23 protein-coding genes and 1 tRNA gene are annotated in these 23,481 nt (G+C 50.8%); 7 read left to right on the top strand and 17 right to left on the bottom strand.

Annotated features, from left to right (window positions below):
• Window positions 1-73: 73 nt before the first annotated feature.
• The 6 genes from LTAR_RS13350 (at window position 74) to LTAR_RS13325 (ending at window position 6,967) form a co-directional block, all read left to right on the top strand.
• Window positions 74-976 (top strand): CPBP family intramembrane glutamic endopeptidase, encoded by a 903-nt coding sequence (locus LTAR_RS13350; RefSeq protein WP_062422768.1) that lies wholly within the window; start codon window positions 74-76, stop codon window positions 974-976.
• Between the two features lie 122 nt (window positions 977-1,098).
• Window positions 1,099-2,049, top strand: coding sequence for a sugar-binding transcriptional regulator (locus tag LTAR_RS13345; protein ID WP_062422767.1), 951 nt, complete (start codon window positions 1,099-1,101; stop codon window positions 2,047-2,049).
• A 67-nt stretch (window positions 2,050-2,116) separates the two neighbouring features.
• The gene (locus LTAR_RS17605) at window positions 2,117-4,231 is read left to right on the top strand and encodes an alpha-ketoacid dehydrogenase subunit alpha/beta (RefSeq protein WP_304607932.1); all 2,115 of its coding nucleotides are present in this window, start codon (window positions 2,117-2,119) and stop codon (window positions 4,229-4,231) included.
• Window positions 4,231-5,559, top strand: a complete 1,329-nt coding sequence (locus LTAR_RS13335; RefSeq protein ID WP_062422766.1) for a dihydrolipoamide acetyltransferase family protein — start codon at window positions 4,231-4,233, stop codon at window positions 5,557-5,559. The genes LTAR_RS17605 and LTAR_RS13335 overlap by 1 nt, the downstream gene beginning before the upstream one ends.
• A gap of 132 nt (window positions 5,560-5,691) precedes the next feature.
• Window positions 5,692-5,765: transfer RNA gene (locus tag LTAR_RS13330), tRNA-Val, on the top strand.
• 338 nt (window positions 5,766-6,103) lie between these two features.
• Window positions 6,104-6,967: a DMT family transporter gene (locus LTAR_RS13325; protein WP_062422765.1), complete on the top strand. Its 864-nt coding sequence runs from the start codon at window positions 6,104-6,106 to the stop codon at window positions 6,965-6,967.
• Here the strand turns inward: LTAR_RS13325 and LTAR_RS13320 are convergent.
• From LTAR_RS13320 to LTAR_RS13250, 15 genes are all read right to left on the bottom strand, one after another.
• On the bottom strand, window positions 6,964-7,911 hold the full coding sequence (locus LTAR_RS13320; protein WP_062422764.1) for a cation diffusion facilitator family transporter: 948 nt from the start codon (window positions 7,909-7,911) through the stop codon (window positions 6,964-6,966). The two genes, LTAR_RS13325 and LTAR_RS13320, sit on opposite strands and share 4 nt — an antisense overlap.
• Before the next feature lie 177 nt (window positions 7,912-8,088).
• Complete coding sequence (hxlB, locus tag LTAR_RS13315) at window positions 8,089-8,655, bottom strand: 6-phospho-3-hexuloisomerase (protein WP_062422763.1); 567 nt, start codon at window positions 8,653-8,655, stop codon at window positions 8,089-8,091.
• A 27-nt stretch (window positions 8,656-8,682) separates the two neighbouring features.
• Window positions 8,683-9,312 (bottom strand): 3-hexulose-6-phosphate synthase, encoded by a 630-nt coding sequence (hxlA, locus tag LTAR_RS13310; protein ID WP_062422762.1) that lies wholly within the window; start codon window positions 9,310-9,312, stop codon window positions 8,683-8,685.
• A 98-nt stretch (window positions 9,313-9,410) separates the two neighbouring features.
• Window positions 9,411-10,403, bottom strand: a complete 993-nt coding sequence (locus tag LTAR_RS13305) for a sugar phosphate isomerase/epimerase family protein (RefSeq protein WP_201775996.1) — start codon at window positions 10,401-10,403, stop codon at window positions 9,411-9,413.
• A 271-nt stretch (window positions 10,404-10,674) separates the two neighbouring features.
• Complete coding sequence (locus LTAR_RS13300) at window positions 10,675-11,208, bottom strand: hydrogenase maturation protease (RefSeq protein WP_139044562.1); 534 nt, start codon at window positions 11,206-11,208, stop codon at window positions 10,675-10,677.
• Window positions 11,153-11,575, bottom strand: coding sequence for a 4Fe-4S dicluster domain-containing protein (locus LTAR_RS13295; protein WP_062422760.1), 423 nt, complete (start codon window positions 11,573-11,575; stop codon window positions 11,153-11,155). The genes LTAR_RS13300 and LTAR_RS13295 overlap by 56 nt, the downstream gene beginning before the upstream one ends.
• Window positions 11,572-12,498, bottom strand: coding sequence for a complex I subunit 1 family protein (locus LTAR_RS13290; protein WP_062422759.1), 927 nt, complete (start codon window positions 12,496-12,498; stop codon window positions 11,572-11,574). The genes LTAR_RS13295 and LTAR_RS13290 overlap by 4 nt, the downstream gene beginning before the upstream one ends.
• Complete coding sequence (locus LTAR_RS13285) at window positions 12,495-13,679, bottom strand: hydrogenase large subunit (RefSeq protein WP_062422758.1); 1,185 nt, start codon at window positions 13,677-13,679, stop codon at window positions 12,495-12,497. Before LTAR_RS13285 ends, LTAR_RS13290 begins: the two co-directional genes overlap by 4 nt.
• Window positions 13,680-13,681: 2 nt before the next feature.
• The gene (locus LTAR_RS13280) at window positions 13,682-14,188 is read right to left on the bottom strand and encodes an NADH-quinone oxidoreductase subunit C (protein WP_062422757.1); all 507 of its coding nucleotides are present in this window, start codon (window positions 14,186-14,188) and stop codon (window positions 13,682-13,684) included.
• Window positions 14,188-14,670 carry an NADH-quinone oxidoreductase subunit B family protein gene (locus LTAR_RS13275; protein WP_236686612.1) on the bottom strand — a complete coding sequence of 161 codons (483 nt, stop codon included), beginning with the start codon at window positions 14,668-14,670 and terminating at the stop codon, window positions 14,188-14,190. The genes LTAR_RS13280 and LTAR_RS13275 overlap by 1 nt, the downstream gene beginning before the upstream one ends.
• A gap of 57 nt (window positions 14,671-14,727) precedes the next feature.
• Complete coding sequence (locus tag LTAR_RS13270) at window positions 14,728-15,039, bottom strand: hypothetical protein (RefSeq protein WP_062422755.1); 312 nt, start codon at window positions 15,037-15,039, stop codon at window positions 14,728-14,730.
• A 2-nt stretch (window positions 15,040-15,041) separates the two neighbouring features.
• A complete protein-coding gene (locus tag LTAR_RS13265) occupies window positions 15,042-16,544 on the bottom strand; it encodes a complex I subunit 5 family protein (RefSeq protein WP_062422754.1) in 1,503 nt (500 codons plus the stop codon).
• Window positions 16,545-16,548: 4 nt separating this feature from the next.
• Window positions 16,549-18,297 (bottom strand): NADH-quinone oxidoreductase subunit 5 family protein, encoded by a 1,749-nt coding sequence (locus tag LTAR_RS13260; RefSeq protein WP_062422753.1) that lies wholly within the window; start codon window positions 18,295-18,297, stop codon window positions 16,549-16,551.
• 5 nt (window positions 18,298-18,302) lie between these two features.
• Entirely contained in the window at window positions 18,303-18,614 is a 312-nt protein-coding gene (locus LTAR_RS13255; RefSeq protein ID WP_062422752.1) for an NADH-quinone oxidoreductase subunit NuoK, read from the bottom strand.
• A 1-nt stretch (window position 18,615) separates the two neighbouring features.
• Entirely contained in the window at window positions 18,616-19,101 is a 486-nt protein-coding gene (locus LTAR_RS13250) for an NADH-quinone oxidoreductase subunit J (RefSeq protein WP_062422751.1), read from the bottom strand.
• Between the two features lie 384 nt (window positions 19,102-19,485).
• On the opposite strand from LTAR_RS13250, the gene LTAR_RS13240 reads away from it, so the two are divergent.
• Window positions 19,486-20,112, top strand: a complete 627-nt coding sequence (locus LTAR_RS13240) for an SGNH/GDSL hydrolase family protein (RefSeq protein ID WP_062422749.1) — start codon at window positions 19,486-19,488, stop codon at window positions 20,110-20,112.
• Window position 20,113: 1 nt separating this feature from the next.
• Here LTAR_RS13240 and LTAR_RS13235 read toward each other — a convergent pair whose 3' ends face one another.
• Together LTAR_RS13235 and LTAR_RS13230 are read right to left on the bottom strand one after the other, a co-directional pair.
• Entirely contained in the window at window positions 20,114-20,416 is a 303-nt protein-coding gene (locus LTAR_RS13235) for a hypothetical protein (RefSeq protein WP_062422748.1), read from the bottom strand.
• Between the two features lie 358 nt (window positions 20,417-20,774).
• Window positions 20,775-23,465 (bottom strand): valine--tRNA ligase, encoded by a 2,691-nt coding sequence (locus LTAR_RS13230; protein ID WP_201775995.1) that lies wholly within the window; start codon window positions 23,463-23,465, stop codon window positions 20,775-20,777.
• Window positions 23,466-23,481 lie beyond the last annotated feature (16 nt).

Below are 23,481 nucleotides of genomic sequence, written 5' to 3'. Positions count from 1 at the left end.
CTCCAATTTTTTGCCGTATTTTTTATAACCAAGATTATAATCACCAACCGCATACAAGAGACTGAGAGGGAAGATGAAAACAGAGTTGAATAAGAAGCAGCTGGGTATATACCTGGCCTTTGCCTTTGGTTTGGCCTGGGCAGTGGGGTTAATCATATTTTTAACAGGCGGTTTGAAAGACAGTCCACAACTGGTACCGGGCTTATCACTGGCCGTCATTTTGCTTGCGCTGGGATACATGTGGGCACCTGCCCTGGCACATATCTTTACCCGCCTGGTGACAGGACAGGGCTGGTCTGATTTGTTGCTTCGGATGGAATTTAAAAAATGTTGGAAGTATATTCTGGCTGCCTGGTTTCTGCCGGGAGTATTCACCATAATTGGAGCAGTTGTATTTTTTCTTATATTTCCTGCGAACTATGATCCCAATCTGGGTGTTTTGCAGGAGATGGTGAAGGCCAAAACTCCCAACATGAACGTATCACCCTGGATGATCATTCTGGCCAATACCATCCAGGCATTCTTGATAGCTCCGATCATCAACAGCTTCTTCACTTTCGGAGAGGAATTTGGCTGGCGTGGATACCTTCTGCCTAACCTTTTGCCTCTTGGAGAACGCAAAGCTTTCCTGATCAGCGGCATCATCTGGGGTTTATGGCATGCTCCAATAATTGCTATGGGACATAACTATGGATTGACATATCCGGGCTTTCCCTGGACAGGCATCTTAACCATGACCTGGTTCTGTATCCTTGCAGGAACATTTATCGGCTGGCTCAGTTTGAAAGCAGAAAACATCTGGCCGGCTGTCATCGGACATGCGGCCATCAATGGCATCGCAGGGCTGGCAACCTACTTTGTTAAAGGCACTCCAAACCCGATTATTGGGCCTTTACCGGTGGGGCTTCTGGGGTCCGCTGGTTTTCTGGCAGCCGCTGTTTGGATTTATTTCCAGACACGCCCTGTAACGGAATAATCTTCAACCTATAAACCCGGCCATAATCCGGGTTTATTCTATAGAATATAGTGATCATATGATCAGTCTTGTTCACTTGACACATTCCACCTGCCGCGATACTATCAAACCAGGTGATCCAAATGCATCCAGATGCAAATACCCGTCGTTTACTGTACAAAATCGCCCACGTCTATTACGAAGAAGGTCTCAGTCAAAAACAGATTGGCCTGCGCTATGGTCTGTCCCGAATTAAAGTCTCGCGTATGTTGAAACAGGCGCGTGACCTGAAGATTGTGCAGATCACTTTTTCTGCCGGAAATGAACGGACTGCCAGCCTGGAGCACAGCATTGAGGCTGCCTATGGGCTCGATGAAGCCGTGGTGGTCAGTTCCGTTCCATCCGCAGATGGAAAAACGAACTTAAATGCTCTGGGAGCCGCGGCAGCAGAATGCCTTGTTCGCGGAATTCAGGGAGATGAGACGATTGCCATCACCTGGGGACATTCCATTCTGGCCGTGGTCGATGCCCTGCCAACCGGAAACTGGCCTGACCTGCATATCGTTCAAACACTTGGCGGTTTGAGTCAGCCTGAATCCAAGATCAATGCGGGTGACCTTGCCCGCCGCACGGCCCAGACTCTGGGGGCCAATGTAACCCTGCTCTCTTCGCCAGGTCTGGTAGAAAGCAAAAGTGTCCGCGACTCGTTGATGAATGATCCGCAAATAAAACGCACACTCGGATTGGCAGCCAAAGCCAACATCGCCCTCGTGGGAATCGGTGTTCCCAATTCCACCTCTTTCTCCCTGGTTGAAGTCTTAAAAGAAAAAGATATCGAGCGGCTGACATCCCGCGGTATTGTGGGAGATATCGGCCTGCAATTCTTTAACGAAAAAGGGATGCAAGTGCCCGATGAAATCCATGATTGTGTGGTCGGGTTGAACCTTGCGCAATACAAGGCCATACCACGTGTCATTGCTGTGGCAGCTGGTGTAGAAAAAGTTCGAGCCATCCGGTCTGCCCTGAAAGGCAAAATCATCAATGTCCTTGTGACCGATGAGATTACAGCTGGCGAACTTCTTAGAAAACAATAACGGTACTCTCAGATACTACCAGTTTAAGGAATGTGAAATACTGTTATTTATTTATAGATTTGGAGGAATGATGAAAAAAGAACAGGCGACAAAATCGAAAGCACAACCCATTACTTTTTCAAGGATATCCGCTCTCATTGAAGAGCAGGAATTAACCAAAGAAGAATTGCTGACCTGCCTGCGTCAGATGGAAGAAATTCGGGCATTTGAAGATAACATCGCCGAATTACTCGGCCGTGCCGTTTTGAAAGGCGCCTCACACCTGTATGCCGGTGAAGAGGCAGTTGCTGTAGGAGCCGTTTCTGCTCTGCGAAATGATGATTTGATCACCAGCACGCATCGCGGCCATGGTCACGCCCATGCACATGGCGACCGACATGCCGTTGGAGAAGCCGAAAAGCAGGAACATCTCAACAAGATGATGGCGGAAGTTCTTGGGAAATCCGGCGGGTACTGTAAAGGTAAAGGCGGTTCCATGCACATCGCAGATGTTGCCCACGGCAACCTGGGAGCCACCGGTATTGTCGGCGGCAACCTTCCCGTGGCCGTAGGTGCAGCCCTGGCGCAGAAACTCAAAGGAACAGATAAAGTGGTGGTGTGTTTCTTCGGTGACGGAGCCTCCAACGAAGGCAACTTCCATGAAGCATTGAACATGGCGTCTGTTTGGAAGCTGCCCATCATTTTCGTTGTTGAAAACAACCTGTACGGAATGTCTGTGCCATTCGCCAATGTCAGCAACCTGAAAGACATTGCTGCCCGTTCAGCCGCCTATGGCATTCCCGGTGTGGTAGTTGACGGCATGGATGTGCTGGAAGTTCGCAAAGCCACTGCCGAAGCCGCGAAACGCGCCCGCAGCGGTGAAGGACCAACCCTGATTGAAGCCAAGACATACCGCTGGTATGGTCACTCCCATTCTGACCCGCGCGCCTACCGCACGCGCGAAGAAGAAGCTGAATGGAAAAAACGCGACCCCATCCTTGTGATGAAAGAGGAGATGAAGGTCGTTAAGATGCTCACAGACAAAGAAATCGAAACCATCGAAAAAGGCGTTGAGAAGAAAATTGAGAAGGCTATGGATTTTGCCATGGCATCTCCCGAACCGCCAGCCAGTGAAGTTTTCACCGATGTATTTGCTCCATCCAAATTTGTGCCGGATGATTATGAAAAAGACCGCCAGCTTCGTGACCATATCAAAGCCGGTCAGATTACTCGTGAAATCAGCTACGCACAGGCTTTACAGGAAGCCATGCGTGAAGAGATGAAACGCGATTCCAGTGTGTTCCTGATGGGTGAAGACATCGGCCTGTACGGCGGATCGTATGGCGCCACCCGTGGTTTATTCCAGGAATTTGGGAAATGGCGGGTGATCGACACCCCTATTTCTGAAGCCGGTATCGGCGGGGCAGCCGTTGGTGCTGCCATGGCCGGTATGCGGCCGGTAGCCGAAATCATGTATGTTGATTTCACCCCCCTGATTATCGATCAGGTGGCCAATGTAGGCGCTAAGAACCGCTATATGTTCGGCGGAAAGACCACCGTCCCCATGGTGGTGCGGACAGAAGGCGGCGCCGGACGCGCCATTGCCGCCCACCATTCGCAGAGCCTCGAATCCCTCTGGACTCACTTCCCCGGTATTTATGTGGTAATGCCCTCCACAGCGTATGATGCCAAAGGCCTGCTTAAAGCAGCCATCCGCGATGACAACCCGGTCATGTTCATTGAGCATAAGATGCTGTATAAAGAAAAAGGTCCCGTTCCCGAAGAAGATTACATCATTCCCTTCGGTGTGGCAGATATAAAACGCCCCGGCAAGGATATCACCCTGGTGACGTATTCCCGCATGGTTTTCCGTGCGCTGGAAGCCGCCAAAGAACTGGAAAAAGAAGGATTGGATGTCGAGGTGATCGACCTGCGCACGCTCAATCCCCTCGATATTGACACAATTGTCACCTCTGTAAAGAAGACCGGCCGACTGGTGTGCGTCAGTGAAGCCTACGAAAATACCGGTTTTATTAATGAAATCCTTGTGCAGATCAACGAAAGAGCCTTTGACTATCTGGACGCTCCCATGGTCCGGGTGGCAGCCGCCAATGTTCCCGTACCACGGGCAGAAAACCTGGAAGACATCGCCATCCCGAACACCCGCCGGGTGATGGATGCCTGTAGAAAGGTGATGAAATAATGGCGAAAGAACTTTTTATCCCCAAACTCGGTCAGACAGTGGAAGAGGTCACTCTTCAGGACTGGCAGGTGAAGGATGGTGATAAAGTCGAAAAAGGCCAGACAATCATTGAGGTAGAGACGGATAAAGCCGTATTCCCGGTTGAATCCACCGCCTCCGGTGTCGTTCACCTTGGGCCGTTCAAACCGGGGCAGGTGGTGCCGGTTTTGACGGTGATTGCCGTGATCGGTTCGGCGGAAGACGTATTCCAAACCAGCACTTCAGTCAACCAACCGGTGGAAGAACCGGTTCAGTCCACTGAAACCCGGCCAACTGCAGCTGCTTCCCCCGTTTCAGCGGTTCCTCAAAATGAAAGGGTATTTATCTCCCCTCGGGCCAAAAAGTTGGCTGCCGAAAACCATCTCGATTGGACTCACATTACCCCCACCGGTGATGACGGCCGGCGGATTGTGGAACAGGATGTGGTCAAGTACCTGACATCCCGTCCCAGGGTTTCACCTCTGGCAGAGAAAATCGCCGGTGCAACCGGTGTTGACTTGAACCAGGTTCAGGGAACCGGACCCGGCGGCCGGATTATGAAAACTGATGTCTTGCAGGCGGTTCGCACGGAATCGCCCGCAGATGCCGCATCAGAGGTGATCAAGGTCGTACCACTGACGGGCATACGCGGCGTGATCTATTCCCGTATGGGCGAGAGCACCCAGCAAACATCGCGGGTCACGCTATTCATGGAAGCCGATGCCACCCGTTTCGTGGAACTCCGCGAGATGCTGAAGGAGAAATTTTCCAAAGAATGGGGCTTCTCTGCCGGATACAACGATCTACTGGCCAAGATTTGCGGACAGGCATTGCGGGAATTCCCGTATATGAACGCCCGAGTCAACGGGAACCAGATCGAATGGCTTCGTCCCATCAATATGGGCATGGCGGTGGATACCGACCGTGGACTGGTGGTGCCGGTCATCAAGAACGTCAATGAGAAATCAGTCCACCAATTCGGGCAGGAATTTCGTGCGCTGGTGGATAAAGCCCGGGCGGGCACCCTGCTGCCGGACGAAATGAACGGCGGCACCTTCACCATCACCAACCTGGGCGGGAATGATGTCATTGCCTTCACCCCGGTCATCAACCTGCCGCAGGCGGCCATTCTCGGCGTGGGAAAAATCACTCCGGCGCTGGCCATGAAGAACGGTCAGGTGGTGGAATACCAGAAATTGATTCTGAGTCTTGTGTTTGACCACCGCATCGTTGATGGTGCTCCCGCCGCCCGCTTCCTGCAATGGATCAAGGATCGTGTTGAATTTCCCGAACTGCTTGGTTTTGACTGAATCCAGATAGACTTTTCCCTCAAGTCCCATCTTTTCCTCCAGAAAGGGCGCTTTCCAGCAGCGCCCTTTCTACTTAAAAACATACGGCCGGCTTGTCAAAGCCTTTGGGATGCTTTATAATTTCACATCTCCGGGCGCGTAGCTCAGCTGGTCAGAGCGTACGGTTCACATCCGTAAGGTCGGGGGTTCGAGCCCCTCCGCGCCCACACAGAGATTTTTCAGTCTCATCAAGGCGGGTTGTTTACCACGGGCACTTCGCGAGCCCCTCCGCGCCCACACAGAGATTTTTCAGTCTCATCAAGGCGGACGTTTACCACGGGCACTTCGCGAGCCCCTCCGCGCCCACACAGGGGTTTTCCGGCACAATAGAATCTATGCGCATTCTGATGACTACCAATTTTACGACATCAGATGTGTTTTTTGGCATAAAATATTCGTTTTTGAACGAGTATTCCCTCAGCCTCATCTCAAAAAAGAGCGGGGATTTAGATTATCATGTTGATATCGGGCAGTCCACAGCACGTATCACCAAACAGGATTCTTTATGGCCACCAACACAAAATCTTCCGGTATTGCTCTTGCGCTTGCCGCCATTCTCATCTGGAGCACGCTGGCGCTAATCAGCACCCGGCTTTCGCGAATTTCCCCATTTCTCATCCTGACCATCGCCTTTCTGATCAGCGGCTTCATCAGCCTTCTGCGGGTTAAAGCCTGGCGCATCCCGTTGACCACCATTCTGGTCGGTGCGGCAGGTATCTTCGGGTACCACTCCCTCTATTTCAAGGCTTTTTCACTGGCGCCAGCGGTTGAAGCCAACCTGATTAATTACCTGTGGCCGCTGCTGATCGTTGTGCTTTCACCGGTTATCCTCCCCGGTTATCATCTTACGTTCAGGCATATCCTTGCCGCCCTGCTCGGCCTGACCGGCGCCGCGCTGATTGTCACAGAAGGCCGCCTGACCATTGACCTGATTTACCTGCCGGGGTATCTGCTGGCCTTCGGGGCGGCAGTCACCTGGGCGGTGTATTCTCTGCTCACCAAACGTCTTCCCCCCTTTGGCACGGAATCGGTGAGTGTATTTTGCCTGATTTCCGGTCTCTTATCGCTGGTCATCTTTTTGTTGACCGGCGGGAGGGTATCTGATTTCCAATCACTGACAATAACAGAATGGACGTTGATCTGTCTCGCCGGGATCGGTCCCCTGGGGGCGGCGTTTTATTTCTGGGATGCCGCCTTGAAACGGGGTGATCCGCGCACGATCGGATCGCTTGCGTATCTCACCCCGTTGTTATCCACACTCAATTTATTGATTTTCGCCAATAAAACCCTGACCTTGATCAGTGGTCTTGCCATGATCTTGATTATTGGCGGAGCTGTACTTGGGTCGTTAGAAAGGCAAACCGGTTAACCGGCGGATTCTTTCGGTGGTTCCACTTTCGGCTCTTCCACCTTCTTGGGCGGTTCGGCATGGACGGTGAAATCCGCTTCCGGTGCGATTTTTCGAACTTCGGCCTGTATCTTTTCCGTCAACGTGTGGACTTCGCCCAGCGGCAGCGCTGCATCCATCACCACATGGGCGTCAATAAAAATATGAGCACCCGAAGGCCGCACACGGACTTTGTGAACATCAGATACACCGGGGACACTCTTGACTACAGCCGTCACTTTTTCCACAAGACCATCCGGTGCAGAATCCAGCAGCCCCTTTATCGTGCGTATGCCCAATTCCACACTGACATAGATGACAATAAAGGCTACACCGACAGCCGCAACGGCATCGGCATGCTTGAGAAAATCCAATCCTTTGACATTGTTAGCCAGCAAAACACAACCCAGACCCGCAATTACGACACTGGAAGACCAGATATCTGTACTGAAATGCAGGGCATCGGCTTCCAGCGCCTGACTGTTGTGCTTTTTTGCCGCATTGGCAAGCACCCGTGAGCGGGTGGCATCAACGATGATAGATACCGCCATCACGATGAACGCCCAGATACTGACTTCCACCTCTACCGGGTGGACAAACAAACGCTGGTAGGCCTCATAAATGATCCATGCACATGTAGCCAGCAGGAGCAGGGTTTCAAAAAGGGCAGACAGGTTCTCCACTTTTCCATGCCCGTACAGATGCTCTTCATCAGCCGGTTTCCCGCTGATTCGCACCGCCAGGAATGTCACCAGCGCCGCCACCAGATCAAGCCCGGAATGAGCCGCTTCCGCCAGAATACCCAGCGAACCGGTGACAGCACCAACGATGATCTTGAATGTTGTCAACCCCACAGCCGCGATAACAGAACTGAGCGCAGCCTGTGTTTTTTCCCTGGTTGCCTGGGATGAAGAGGATCCTTCCATTATCTTTACCTCGAGTATCTAATATGGATTTTTTTCGTCAAGGGTGGTTATGATACTTCAAAATTCAAATTAATTATGACACTAAAGAATCATTTGAGCATTATTACCAGATTGATTTAACAGGTAATCCGGTTCCAGACACCTGTACTTACAGATGAACTAATCATCAGCGATGATTTATTCCAGGTTGGCATGCCGCTTCATCAAATCTGAATTGCTGTCGGTTATCCCCTTCTTCTCAATGATGCGGATGACCATCGCATCACAGAAAAGCAACAAACTCTGCTCAAACATGCTTCCCCCCGGTTGAATGGATGTCGCCCCACTGTCTTCCCTGCTTTTTGTGGTAACGGCTTTTATCGGAACCACCAGATCGGCCAGTTTCCCGATTGTGGACTCGGGATAAATGGTGATTAAAGCCACTCTGGCGCCAATGGATTTCGCCTTCCGGGCAATCGTCGTGAGCGTGGCTGTCTCACCTGAGCCTGATCCGATGATCAATAGATCCCCGGGTTGAATGGCCGGGGTTATGGTTTCGCCCACGACACAGGCATTGAAACCGAGATGCATCAAGCGCATGGCCAACCCGCGCATCATCATCCCTGAACGTCCTGTGCCGGCAATAAATACCCGTCCGGCAGACAAAATGGCATCGACCAGAGATTCCGCTCTGGCCGGATCGATCTGCTTCAACGCACCTTCCAGTTCTTTTAAGATTGACAGGCTGATCTCAACGGTATCCATCAATGGTTCTCCAAATACCAGATTGTCTCATTCTCTGATGGTCCGGATCATCTTCTGAGCAGCAGCCCGTATATCGGCTGCGCCCGTCAAAGCCGTCCCAACCACTACAATATCGGGGTTGTACTTCTTCGCAAGTGAAATGGTATTGAAATTGATCCCACCAGCCGCAACCGTACCTGCGTTCTTTACGACTGTCTTGACCAACGCCAATTCATCAAAAGGTGTCTTTCCGGTGTTCTGGACGTCAATAGCGGTGTGCAGGCAGATGTAGTCAACATCCATGCCATCCAGTTCAACAGCACGCCCGGCGACATCTTCCACACAGACCATGTCAGCCATCACCTGTTTCCCCAAATCCCGCGCGGTTTTGACGACTGCCCGGATGGTGGCATCCTGCGCGAATGCCAGAACCGTTACAATATCGGCTCCGGCTTCAAAAGCATCGGCTGATTCAATGCTGCCGGCATCAATGATTTTTGTATCAGCCAGGACCATCAGGGCCGGGTATTTCTCCTTGATCATGCGAACCGGGTGCATGCCTTCTCTCAAAATCATGGGAGTACCGACCTCAACAATATCCACCACATCATAGACCCGGGCAACCATCTGTAATGCGGTTTTGGCATCCACCCTGTCAAGCGCAAATTGAAGTTTCAAAACTACTCCATTCCGAAATCAAATCCGACCAATAAATAGACACAACATTCTCAACGGGCAGGATTGGAGACACCCACCCGTTGAGAATGTGTTCAAATTTAATTTTTCAAGGCCGCATCAAAGGCAAAATCAGATGGTTTTATTCGCATCCGGTTTATATAGTCGAACGATTCTTTCGCGCCTTGCTCGCGCTCCATGCCGCTATCTTCCCATTCAATGGAGAGCGGACCCTCATACCCAATAAAGTTGAGCTCACGAAGGATATCTTCAAAGTTCACCATCCCGCGGCCAATACTGCGGAAATTCCACCGGCGGCGAGGGTCGCCAAAAGGCAAATGGGATCCAAGAATGCCAGATATATCGTCATTCGCCACATAAACATCCTTCAAATGCACATGATAGATCTTTTCGGGAAACGTGCGAATGAAAATATGCGGTTTGATTCCCTGCCACAGGAGGTGACTGGGGTCAAAATTGAAGCCGAATGTCGGGCGGTTGTCCAGCACCTTGAGTAATTTCTGCGAGGTGTAGATATCATAGGCAATTTCTGAAGGATGAACCTCCAGCGCAAATTTAATATTGAAACGGTCAAATTCATCAAAGATGGGAGTCCAGAGCTGCTTGATGCGAGCAAAACCATCCTCCACCATCGCTTCGGTGGTCTGCGGGAAGGAATACCAGAAATTCCAGATGGGGGAGCCCACAAAACTGGTTGTCACTGTACAGCCCAGATTCTTTAACGCCTGAGGCACGTGCATCATCTGGTCAATCGCCCAGGCACGCATTTCCGCCGGTTTCCCTTTCACCTTATCGGGGACGAAATTGTTATGCCGCAGGTCGTACTCATCACCCACAATCTGACCGGCAATATGAGTTGAAACTGCCCAGCATTTCAGGTGATATTTATCAAGAATTTCCAATTTTTGCTGTACGTAATTCTTATCCGTGGCCGCTCGGACGACGTCCATATGGTCGCCGCCGCAGCCAATTTCCAATCCTTCATATCCCATCTGGCTGGCCTTCCGGCAGACCTCTTCAAAGGGCATGTCACCCCACTGGCCGGTCAACAACGTAATTGGATTCTTTTCCACTATGACCTCTCCTTCAAAATACCTGTAGAATTGAAAAACAATAAACACACAAATATTATTGCATTCAGGTGCAATAATTTATTATCCTACACAGGTTGCGATTCAGATGTCAAGTATCGTCTTCATGATTTTGTAATGGCATAGATCATGACGCGTAGTCATTGCCTACGCTCCAATCGTTGGAATAAAACGGGGAATATACCAGATTGCGTTTACAGGTCAAAAATACTGATAGTGTTACAGAAACACTTTGTATTGTAGTAGGCCAATCTTATGGAACGGCCGTCTGACCAGGAAATTCGGCTGCCAGGTTCATCCACCCTGCCGTTATCGTCTCAACCGCCTGTTCAACCGGAGATGAAACAGGAATATCAAAATCGATCTTTTCAGGTTGAATGATAAGCATCAGGCTCTGGCATCCTACTTCTTTTTCCAGGTATTGCCCTAGAACACTTAACGGCAGGGAATGGCCGAAAGCGCTCACGCCTTCGGCTTCATTGCTTAAAAAAAGAGCCTGACTTCCTGGTGCCAATTCGATATCACCGGCATCGATGAATACCACCAATCCGGGAAGCATGTTCCTTATTAGGCCGGTTATGTTTTCAGGCGCCGATCCACCTTCAATTGGAATAATAAAAGAATCTGCCGGCAGGCAGGTTTTCAATCGCTGAACAACCAGCATGCCGGCAGCATCATCCCCCATAAGGACATTTCCAACACCAACCAGAGCGATTTTTACGGCAGGATCTTTACTTCGCAGGTTCTGCAGCAACTGTCTGGTTTGCTTTATCCAGGATAAAGGCAACGTCTTCTTCCCGTCCGTAATACACTTCAAATGGCTGCCGGTTGGCAGACGCCAATTCCCATTCGGAGTTTGACATGGCTATACAGGCAAACCGGCACGTCTGCACACATTGAGCGCAGAAAGTACACCGATCGGCATGATAGCGCATAACAAATTTCTTGTTCACTTTGTCAACGGTCAGAATTTCGATCGCCTCCGCCGGGCAGTCTTTCATGCAGAGTTGACAGCCGGTGCATTTCTCCGAATTGTAGACAAGTTGACCGCGAAGGCGGTTGGGACCTTCCTGTTTCACATATGGATACATCTGCGTAACCGGCTTTTTGAACAGAGATCCAAAAATATCACCAAGCATGGCGCCGATTTTCATAAGCCAAATCCTTTGAACACAATCAGAACCAGCAGTTGCAGCAGCGCGAGCAGGGCACCCAGACGCCACCACATACCCACGGTTTGATCAATGCGCAGACGGGCAAACAAAGATTGCAGACCGGCTGTGATCAGTAATAGTACAACCGTCTTCACGATGAAGTAAATCGGGTTGCTCAGACCGCCAAAATAGAAGGCTGAAACCATGGTCAATCCAATGACCAGTTCAATATCCTTGCCAATATGGAACAGGGCCAATCCACGGCCGCTGTATTCCGTTAAAGCGCCGGAGACGATTTCGGTTTCGGCTTCCGGGGCATCAAATGGCGGCAGTTCCAGTTTACCCATCAAACCGATGATGGCCACCAAGGCGCCTATCGGCTGGGTGACAACCATCCACAAATGGGATTCAGCATAGGCATTGATCTCGCTGATATTCCAGCTACCCGCCATGATGGCCGGTCCCAGAAGAGCCAGCATGAACGGCGCTTCATACGAGAACAATTGTGTGAGCGTACGGGTGGCGCCAATGAGCGAGAAACGGTCATTCGTGTTGGCGCCAGCCAGACCAGTACACAATGTCATCAGGCTCAACAGGTACATGGCCACGATCAAATCACCGGAAAAACTGTATGCCGGGCGCAGGCCGAACATGGGCACATTCAGTGCGGCCGTAAGCGCAGCCGCCACTGCAACAATGGGAAGTGCGGTAAACAGACCGCTGCTCACCCCGGCAGGGATGATCTCTTCCTTGGCCAACAATTTTATAACATCAGCCAGCGGTTGGAACCAGCGGGGGCCGATGCGATTCTGGAATTGGGCAACCAGCTTCCTGTCTGCCCATTCATACACCAGACCCATGGCGATCAAAAACAGACCGCCGGGAAAAATCAACAAATAGAGGAGTGAAAGAGGAGTGTTCATCGGTAGTATGCTATCCCATATTGACGGAGTTGTTCCCATGACCAGTCATTTTGCACATTTCCACCCCGATGGATCGTCACAGACCGGTCATTGCAGGAGAAACAGGGGTCGATACCGGCTAAAAGCATAGGCATATCGGCCAGTTTGTGCCCTACCGCATAATTTACAACGGATGACCAGTTGCATAGAGATGGGGTGCGGATTTTCACCCTGTCCGGAATATCGGTACCGTTGCTCTTCAAGAAATACAACAATTCACCGCGCGGAGCTTCCACCCGGCTGATGGCTTCCCCGGCTGGAATGCGGCGCGGAACTTTGACAGTCAATTCCCCTTCCGGCATGTGATCCAAAATTTCGCGAATCAGGCGGAAACTTTCATATAACTCTTTGATCCTGACGACGAATCGGGCTTGAAGATCTCCGGCGTCATCCGTAATCAATTTGACCGGAAACTGCTCATAAGAAACATACGGGGCATCAATCCGGATATCTCGATCCACGCCGGAAGCCCGGGCGGTTGGACCTACGGAGCCCAATTCATAGGCTTCTTCTTTTGACATTTTGCCGACATTTTTCGTCCGTCCGACAAATGTCTCATCTGTGGTGACCACCTTCATGTAATGTTCACATCGGCCTTCCAGGAAATCAACACCCTTGCGGAGTTGATCAGCCAGCTTGTCATCAATGTCATATTTCACCCCGCCCAGAAGGTTCACGCTGTAATGTACCCGGTTGCCGCAAATAGCTTCCAGCAAATCCATCACGGTTTCGCGGTCGCGCCAGGAATACATGAACAGGGTATCAAAACCACCTTCATGTGCTGCCACACCCAGCCACAACATATGGCTGTGAACGCGTTCCAATTCGGCCACCAATTCACGAATGGCCTGCGCACGCGGCGGTGCGGTCACTCCGGCTAATTGTTCCACGCCCAGTGCATAAGCGGTGGCATGCACGTGGCTGCAAATACCGCAGACCCGTTCTACCATATACATGTTTTGAACCCAGTTGCGGGCTTCGGCACCTTTTTCAATACCGCGGTGGACAAATCCAAGGCGGACAGAAGCGCCGGTGACGATTTCGCCGTCGACCGTGAATTCAAAATGGCCGGGTTCCTTTAATGCCGGATGCTGCGGGCCAATGGGAACAACAAATTTTCCTGTAGTAGTCTGTGCTTCCATTGTCATGCTCCTTCAACTCCGGCAGGCTTGGTGCCAAAACCGGTGAACTCTTTTCGCAGTGGAAAGACTCCATCCGGCCAATCATCGGGCAGCAGCAGCTTGTCTGTATTGGGGGTTCCTTCCATAGTAATGCCAAACATCTCGATAATTTCCCGTTCATACAACGTGGCCATTGGAATAATTCCACATATTGATGGAACGACCGGCTTGCTGTATGGAACTGTGATTCTTAAAGTGGTGACCGCCGGTCCGTTACAAAATTGATACAGAACTTCCATATGGTTTTCGCCGGGTGTTTCACCCTCTGCCGGTGCCGGGGCAGGTATATCCAGACCTGTGATGGCAGATAGATAACCCCATTTTCCATCCATCAAAGCTTTCGCAGCCGGAACCAGTGTATCGGTGGTGACAATTGCATCCAGGCGGAAGCTTGCCGATCGTGAAAGCGGCAAACCAAGCGGAGAAAGCAGTTCTTCTGCACTTTTCAAGAATTTTTCAGTATCCATCATCACCCTTCCTTTACGGCAGGAGCCGGGGCTTGTAGTTTTGCCAGCAATTGAGCTACACCGTAAATGATGGCTTCAGGACGCGGCGGGCAGCCGGGAACATACACATCCACCGGAATGACCTCGTTAATATTACCGGTGATGTTGTAACAGCCCTGAAAAGCTCCACCCGAAAGACCGCATGAACCGACGGCAATTACAAATTTTGGATCGGGCATCTGCTCGTAGATGCGCAGCAACCGGTTTTTTGCCTGGCGTGTGACCGGGCCGGTGCAGATAAGCACATCGGCGTGGCGGGGGCTGCCCTGTAATTTGATCCCAAACCGTTCCACATCATAACGGGGGGTCAGGGTGGCCAAAATTTCAATGTCACATCCATTGCAAGAACCGCTATTGAAATGAATAGCCCATGGGCTGTTTATCCGCGCCCAGGTTTTCACTTGATTGAGTGTTTTCGTCCAGACTGAATCCATTTGTGTTTCCAAAGTCTTGCTCCTGATCGAATCTGACTATTTTAGATATATTATACCTATTTACGCAGCTTAACCCAATATCAGGGCAATCAATGCCAGGGCCAAACCAATCACATACGCGCCGGTAGTCCAGTTGAACCCTCCGGTACCGAGTACCAGCATTCCAAGATGCAGGAACGCAAAGAAGAAGGCAATCAAAAAGAATGGTTTATAGCCCGGTGCGGCTGCGCTAGTCGGAGCTTCTTCACCGGAAGCATACAGACTTGATTTCATCGGATTGGCATGTTCCGGACCCGCCAGTTTGCGGCCTAATAGAGTGATCAATCCGACCAGTGGGATGTACAACAAAAAGGCAACCGGAGGTGAAAGTAAGATATCCATATTTATCCTCCAAACGCTTTAAGCAGCGCGGCGGCTGCCGGTGTGGTGATGAAGCTGACCGCAGACGGCCAGAGGCCGATGGCCACGATCGCTGACGTTAATATGACCAATGGTATCTGTATAACAAATCCAAGTTCCTTGCCCTCTGATACAGTGGCAGATGGTTCAAGCCGGTACATGCGGTTAACCATAGGTGCATAGTACCCCAGAGATAATACACTGTTCAAAGCCGCATAGACTACCAGAAGGATGACCCAGGTGTTCTGGGTTTCAAACCCGGCCACAAAGATCTGCCATTTTGACATGAACCCGGCAAGCGGAGGCAGTCCGCCCAGCCCGAGAACGGCTACAGAAAGACCCAGGGCGGCCATCGGATATTTTCGGCTGGCGCCGTTGAGGTCTTCAAGCATGAGTGGTCCATGCTTCTGTTTAGAAATATACAGTGCATACAACATGGCACCAGCGGCAAGGAAGGCCAATCCTTTCATCATGGTGTGTGTGAGGAGGTGGAAGAAGCCGCCTGCCGCGCCATTGAGAATGCTGAACTGGATGGCAACCCCAAAACCGATGAGCATGTAGCCGACATGGCTTAGACTGGAAAACGCCAGAAGCCGCTTGACCTGGTTTTGCCGCAAGGCCATCAGGTTGCCATAGGTCATATTGACTGCACCAAAGAGCAGCAATATTACCCCCCATGACAGGGACACATGTGCCAGTGCACCCAGAGCTTTCATCATGGCTACCAGACCGGCTTCGATAACGATGCCAGAAAGCAGGGCGGAAACCCCACTCGGTGCCTGAGAATGGGCGTCAGGCAGCCAGGTGTGCATGGGGACCAACGCAGCTTTCACACCAAAACCAATGATGAACAAAGCGCCTGCTGCCAACAGGATACTGGCAGGAGCGGTTGTCTTTTGAAGGATATCCAGATTGGTTTCGCCGGTCACCAGGAAGACAAAAGCAATACCGATCATTACCAGGATCGAACCAGTAGCACTTTGCACCAGATATTTCACACCGGCTTCCAAAGCGCCGGGCTGGGTACTGTAAAATGCCACCAGCATATACGAGGTGATGGCCATGGTTTCAAACCAGACCCACAGGTTGAACAGGTCATTTGCACATGATAGGCCGACTACAGCCCCCATCATGGCAATAATCATGGCATAAAACTTTTCTTCGCCGGTGTCACCGGCAATGTAATCAACAGAAAACAGACTGGACAGCGTGCCCAGCAACAAGGCGGAACCGCCCAACACCAGACTGATCCCATCGAATTGCAGGGCAACCGTACCGACAGTCAGGTCAATTGGACCAGATGATAGGAACTGCTGTGCCAGAAGGATGAAGATGTAATCCACTCCCAGGAATACAAAGAATGCCAGCCATCGAGCAGGATTGTCTTTTACCTTATTAATCACCGCTACCCGGCCAACCAGATAGGTGACCATGGCACCGGCAAAAGGCAGGATCAGCAGCCAGAGGAAGAGTGTATTTACGTCCATGTTCTCAGGCTCCCATCACCAGAATAACCATCACGACGATCAGTCCGATCAGGATGGATGCAACATTCCAATTCAACACACCGGTTTGTGTAGCCCGCAATGACTCTGCCGTCGACTGCACCCCGGCCACAACACCACGGTTGATCGCTTCAAAACCAAAGCTGTCAGCCGCAATGTCTCCCAGACCTTTCAGACTCTTTCCCAGACCTGTCAATTTGTCACGCTGCCACCAGGCAATCAAACCCAGGGCAATGACGACCATAGCAATCCATGTGGCCGGGGCTTTTAAAACCTCCTCTACTACAAACATGGTAGAAACAGCTTCCAGTTCATGGTAAGGAAGGGTGTTCTTCAATAATAACGAGAAGGGACCCGCCGCCAGCCATGTGACCAAAGACAGAGCGGCCAGCGGAATGAGTGCCGTTTTCATGAAGGGACCGGCATCATGAACATGCAGTTCTTTACGAGGTTCTCCATAGAAAACCAGGTAAACACAGCGGAAGGTATAGAAAGCTGTAATGCCTGCTCCGATTAACATGGCGATATAAGCCCACATCGGACCACCTGCCAAACCAGATTCGAGAACAAGTTCCTTACTCCAGAAACCATTCATGATCGGCAGTCCAGCCAGAGCCAGTGAACCGAGAATGAACACATTACGAACAACCGGCATCTTTTTGCCCAAACCGCCCATTTCCCGCATATCACGGGTACCGGCAGCATGAATCACCGCTCCAGCTCCCAAAAAGAGCAGAGCCTTAAAAACTGAGTGGCTGAAAAGATGAAACTGGCTGGCAAAAATACCACCGGTTCCAACCGCATAGACCATGTATCCCAATTGTGAAACCGTCGAATACGCGAGAACCCGTTTCAGATCGGTAGCAACAACGGCCATGATCGCGGCCAGCAGAGCGGAGAATACGCCGACAATCACAACGGCTGTTTTCCATCCGGGTACGTTACAAAAAGCCGGGTAGAAACGAGCCAGGAGGTAAACACCGGCATTGACCATCGTGGCGGCATGAATGAGGGCGCTGATGGGAGTGGGTGCTTCCATGGCATCGGGCAGCCATGTCTGGAAGGGAAATTGAGCCGATTTAGCAGCCGCGGCTGCCAGAAATCCAAAAGCCGCCACAGAAAGAACACCTGCCGGGATATCATTCCAGCGAGCCAGCAGGTCGTTCAACTCATAACTTCCCAGGTAGCTGTGTATCAACAAGGCACCCAGGAGGAGACCAACACCACCGAACTGGGTGATGATCAGGGCTTTCATACCGCCAGCTACGGCTTTAGGATCATCATTATGGAAGGAAATCAGAGCGTAGGAACACAAAGCCGTAATTTCCCAGAAGACAAAGACCAGAAGAAGATTGGTTGTCATCACCAGCCCCGCCATGCTTCCGATGAAGAACAACACAAAGGCATAATAGCGGGCGATCTGGTCTTCACCTTTCATGTAATCCACAGAGAAGATGACTGCCAGGCTGCCGATAACGGTGGCTACTGCCGCCAGAAACACGCCCAGACCATCAGGAGCGAAAGTGAACACACCAAACACCGGCCCGGTATCAACTGAAATGATCGGGGTCCCGGTGGCATACGGAATCAGCATTAATGCAGCCACACCGGCAGCTACCGAGAAAGCCACGGCAATTCCATGCAGCAATTTCTGGTATTCATCGCCGATCAGCCAGATGATGACTGCACCGGCCCAGGGAATACCTATGGTGAGCAAAAGAAGTGTAGATGCCATATGGCTCACCTCTTCAAATTGGATAAACTGCGAATGTTCATGGAGCCGATATAACGCCGGGCCTGCACAGCTAGTGAAAGGCCGACAACTGCCACAATGGTGTCAGCCACGACGATCGTCAACGCCATGCTTTGTCCAAGGCTGACATGACCATTTGCCTGGCCGGCTGCCACAAAAGCCAGAATGGCACCTTTAGCCAGAATTTGCAGAGCAATGATCACCTTGATCATGTGCTGGGCTGCCAGCAGGGCATAAAGACCGATGCCAATCAACCCGAGCACACCTATTATGGAAAGGGTAGTCATAGAAAGCGACATATTAATCCTCCCCCTTCGTTGTATGAGATTTTCCCTCTGCCAGAAGCCCGAGTATACCCAGCGCTCCGGCAAAGATAATGACAATCTGGAGCAATACATCAGCCGCCCGGTCTTGCCAGAAAACAGATTTGAAAATCGTGCCATCCATCGAAGCCGGTAATGGCAAGCCGCCGGAAAAACCCATCCAGGCCAGCAGACCTATGGATAGAACAATCAACCCCCAGCTTACCGACCGGGGAAGAAGTTCCTTTGCTGGAGCGCCCCCTTCGCCAGAAATATTGATGGCAAAAACAAAAAGAACCGTCACCAGCCCTGCTCCTACACTAAGCTCGATGACGGCAATTTCAGGTGCGCCCAGTAAATACATCCAGAGGGCCACAAGCGCGCTGGCACCGGCCAGCCATAAAGCGGATATTAAAAGTTTCTGTGTGCGGACAGCCATCACCGCACAAATAAGCATCCCCACCAGGATCACAATCTGCCACACAGCCAATCCTCCTCGTCGACCTGGAAATGAGTTTTACCTTACAGTTATACAGTTTTTCAAACTATGTTTCATGTGATGAATAACCTAAATTGACTTGCACACCATCCCTAATCTTTATTATTTTTTTCAGGCAAAAAAGCCTGGTTCACCCCGAAAACCAGCGATCTATGCCAAAATCTCGCCTGACGATGTACTCAAAATTCACGGTTACAGTCACGTGAACTGTATCTTTACCAATAAACAATTTCTAACCAGAACGGAAAACCTTTCTGCCGGATTTTTGAGACGTTTTATTGTACCAAAAGGAATACCCATTGGAGAAATCATCTTTGACTATAATGAGGTTCTAAAAGCACAGTAACTTTTTCTTAATGGAGAATTCAGATGCAGAAGACTATTTTATGTTATGGAGATTCGAATACCTGGGGATGCAATCCGGCTGGTCATGGACGTTTTCCGCGTGATGTGCGCTGGACCGGTGTACTGCAAAAATTACTGGGGGATGAGTATTATGTGATTGAAGAAGGCTGTAACGGACGAACGACTGTCTGGGATGATCCGGTTGAGGAAGATAAAAATGGCAGGAAGTATCTTGGACCATGCCTGCATTCCCATAAACCAATTGACCTGGTTATTTTAATGCTGGGAACCAACGATCTGAAAATGCGCTACTCTGTTCCCCCATCAGATATTGCCCGCAGTATTGGTGTTCTGATAAAAGTAGTGCTCAATTCCGAATCAGGTCCAGATGATAAGGCTCCCAGGCTGCTGGTGGTTGCCCCTCCGCGGCTGGCAAAGCTGGATGAATATGCCGAAATGTTTGCCGGAGGCACAGAAAAATCTCGCAATCTGGCCAGTTATTATAAAAAATATACAGACCTGTACAATATTCCGTTGCTGGATGCAAACGATATCGTTGTTACCAGTGACATAGACGGCCTGCATTGGGAACCGGGTGAACATGCAAAATTCGCCCAGGCTCTGGCAAAATTGATACCCGGTCTACTTTAGGTTATTCTTCTGCCACCCGTAAAAAACGTTCAACAATATGGTAATGGCGGCGTTCAGGAGTTGTGCCGGCATCACAAAAGAGTTCAACACAGGTATCGGCTATTCCCTGGGCTTTCGCCTGGTTATAGGCTTCCTCACTCCGCCAGATGGTGATAATTTTCCATTCCAACCGATCCTCTTCGCAATGGATAAGCATAGATTGGAGCAATCCTTCTGGCGGATGTTTGACCTTTTTTGCATAAGATTGTTCCAAAACCTGCCAGTTTTCTTTATTGACGTGGCCATGAAGAATAGTCAGGTACACATTGCCTCCTCAAGCCGGCATAATCTGACCGGTATATTAATAGTATAGGTCAAGTGCCACAGCCAGGCAAGAATTTCGACTAACAAAAACCCTGGCAGGGTAGAAGCAACCGGAAGGCACTTCATCTATGCAAAACCACCTCATCGCCGGTTGCTTCTATCGTTGCCCTGCCCTCTCATGCTCCCGGTAGAAGCAGGCGGAAATATTGTCCCTTTTCCATCCCGCGAAACCGACCGCCTGCTTCTACCCTGCCCGGGGAATAAGACTTCCCTGTTTTATGAAACAAACAGGGAAGTCCATATCCACCTGAGACGCCTTCCACCATTTCAGCAAAATGGGCGGAAGGTTGTGATGGGGGCTACAATTGTGCTTTTATTTTTGCCGCCGTCTCTTCAAAAGCGGCCAGCTTGGCTCGTTCCTTCTCTACCAGAGCGGCCGGGGCTTTGCTGGCAAAATCACTGGAAAGCAATCCTCTCAACCGGGTAATCTGACTTTCCGCTTCGGCCAATTCTTTTTCCATACGGGCACGTTCCACATCGGCATCCACCATTCCAGCCAGCGGTAGATAGACTTCAACACCGGCCACCAGCAGTGATAGTGCCCCTTCAGGAACGGAGGTTATCTTATCCGTCAGAACCAGTTGACTTTCATCCAGGTATGCCAGTGAAGTTAATGACTTACGCTGATCATTGAACACAGACAAGTGATCACCGGCAGCTACAATGGCAGTGATTCGTTTTCCCGGTGTAACTTTTTTCTCCGTGCGGGCATTCCGGATGGCGCGAATAACATCCTGCACCCGATTGAAGGCAGCAATCTTGTCTTCTTCCCAACCTTCCACAGCCTGAGCCTTCGGCCAGTGAGCAATCATCAAAGCATTTTCCCAACCATCAGTGGGAGTGGCATCCTTCAAACTGGCAGCCGATTTCTTCAGGTGCCCCCAGAGTTCCTCAGTAACAAAAGGCGTGAAGGGATGCAGCAGGCGCAAAACGGTATCCAGCACCCTGACCAACGTCACGGCAGTGTAATGAGCCCGGTCGCCGCCAGATGCCATCTGCAGTTTAGCAATTTCCACGTACCAGTCAGCAAAATCACTCCACAGGAAGTCATAAATCTGCCGGCCGGCTTCTCCGTACTGATAGGTTTCAAAAAGTCGGTCAACGGTGCGAATGAGTTCCTGCAGGCGTGCCCAGATCCAGGAATCCGCCAGAGTCCAATCAGGCTTACCTGATGCCGTCTTCGGTGCATCTTCCACAGTGCCTATGATGAACCGTCCAACATTCCAGATCTTGTTGGCAAAATTGCGGTTGGCTTCGACCTTTTTCAGACTCAGGTTGGCATCATTTCCGGGAGTCGAACCGACCAGAAGTGTAAAACGCAGGGCATCTGTACCCATTTCATCCATTACACCGAGAGGGTCAATCACATTCCCTTTGGTCTTGCTCATCTTTTGACCGTGTTCGTCGCGGATAAGACCATGCAGGTATACCGTATGGAATGGCGGTTTTCCGGTGAACTCGATTCCCATCATAATCATGCGGGCTACCCAGAAAAACAAGATGTCATATCCGGTCTCCATGACGGACGTTGGATAAAAATAATCGAGATCGGGTGTTTTTTCCGGCCAGCCAAGAGTGCTGAATGGCCACAATCCGCTGGAGAACCAGGTATCCAGTACATCTGGATCCTGTTCAAGATGCTGGCTGCCGCATTTCGGACAGACAGTTGGATCCTGCCGGGTGCAAATCATTTCTCCGCAGTCTTTGCAGTACCATACCGGTATACGGTGCCCCCACCACAACTGGCGGCTGATACACCAGTCTTCAATATTCTCCAGCCAGTTATAGTAGACCTTGGTAAACCGTTCCGGAACAATTTTGATACTGCCATTGCGAACTGCTTCAAGGGCGGCATCCGCCAGTGGTTTGATGGATACAAACCACTGTGTGGAAATCATGGGTTCTACGATTTCGCCTCCGCGCTGTGAACGCGGGACTTTGATTACATAGGGTTCTTCTTTAATGACCAGTCCGGCTGCTTTCATGTCTGCCCAGAGCTTCTTACGGCAGTCAAACCGGTCCATACCCTGGTATGGCCCGCCGTTCTCATTGACTTTGGCTGAAGTATCCAGCATGGATATAAAGGCCAGGTTGTGTTTTTTACCGAGGGCATAGTCATTCGGATCATGTGCCGGGGTGACTTTCAAACCGCCGGTTCCAAATTCGCGCGTAACGTATTCATCCGCAATTACCGGAATTTCACGTCCGAGAATGGGGACGACGACTTTCTTACCAACGAACCGCTGGTAACGTTCATCCTCCGGGTGTACGGCTACGGCGCTGTCACCCAGGATGGTTTCAGGGCGTGTAGTGGCTACGGGGATGTAATCGCCGCTGCCATCCGCCAACATATATTTAAAGTAATACAACGTACCATTTTCTTCCGAGTACTCCACCTCAAGATCAGACACAGCCGTCTTCAACCCTGGAGACCAGTTGATCATCCGCAGGCCGCGATAGATCAGGCCTTTTTCATAGAGCCGGACAAAGGCTTCTCGTACGGCACGTGACAGACCTTCATCGAGGGTAAAGCGGGTGCGGTCCCAATCGCAGGAAGCACCCAGCCGACGGATTTGCTGGTAGATCATGCCCCCATATTTTTCTTTCCACTCCCAGGTACGCCGCAGGAATTCTGCACGGCCCACCTGTTCGCGTGAAGTACCTTCACGCACCAGCATTTTTTCCACCTGAAGCTGCGTGGCAATGCCGGCATGGTCACTGCCCGGAACCCACAACGTGGAATAGCCGTTCATGCGGGCATGCCGGATCATCAGATCTTCCATGGAGACAAACATGGCATGACCCAGATGAAGTTCCCCGGTCACATTCGGTGGCGGAATGGTAATTACAAAGGTTTTCTGATTTGGATCAAAATGCGGCGTTTTCGGGTCACTGACCGGCTTAAAGAAACCGCTCTTTTCCCACCACTCGTACAACCGTTTTTCGGTTGTCGAAAAATCATACGCCTTGGGTAAAGTTGGTTCACTCACAGCTACATCCTCCACC

The sequence above is a fragment of the Leptolinea tardivitalis genome, from assembly GCF_001050275.1.
GTDB classification, from domain to species: Bacteria; Chloroflexota; Anaerolineae; order Anaerolineales; family Anaerolineaceae; genus Leptolinea; species Leptolinea tardivitalis.
The sequence above is the reverse complement of the archived record's forward strand: the minus strand, read 5'-3'. Positions and strand labels throughout refer to the sequence as shown.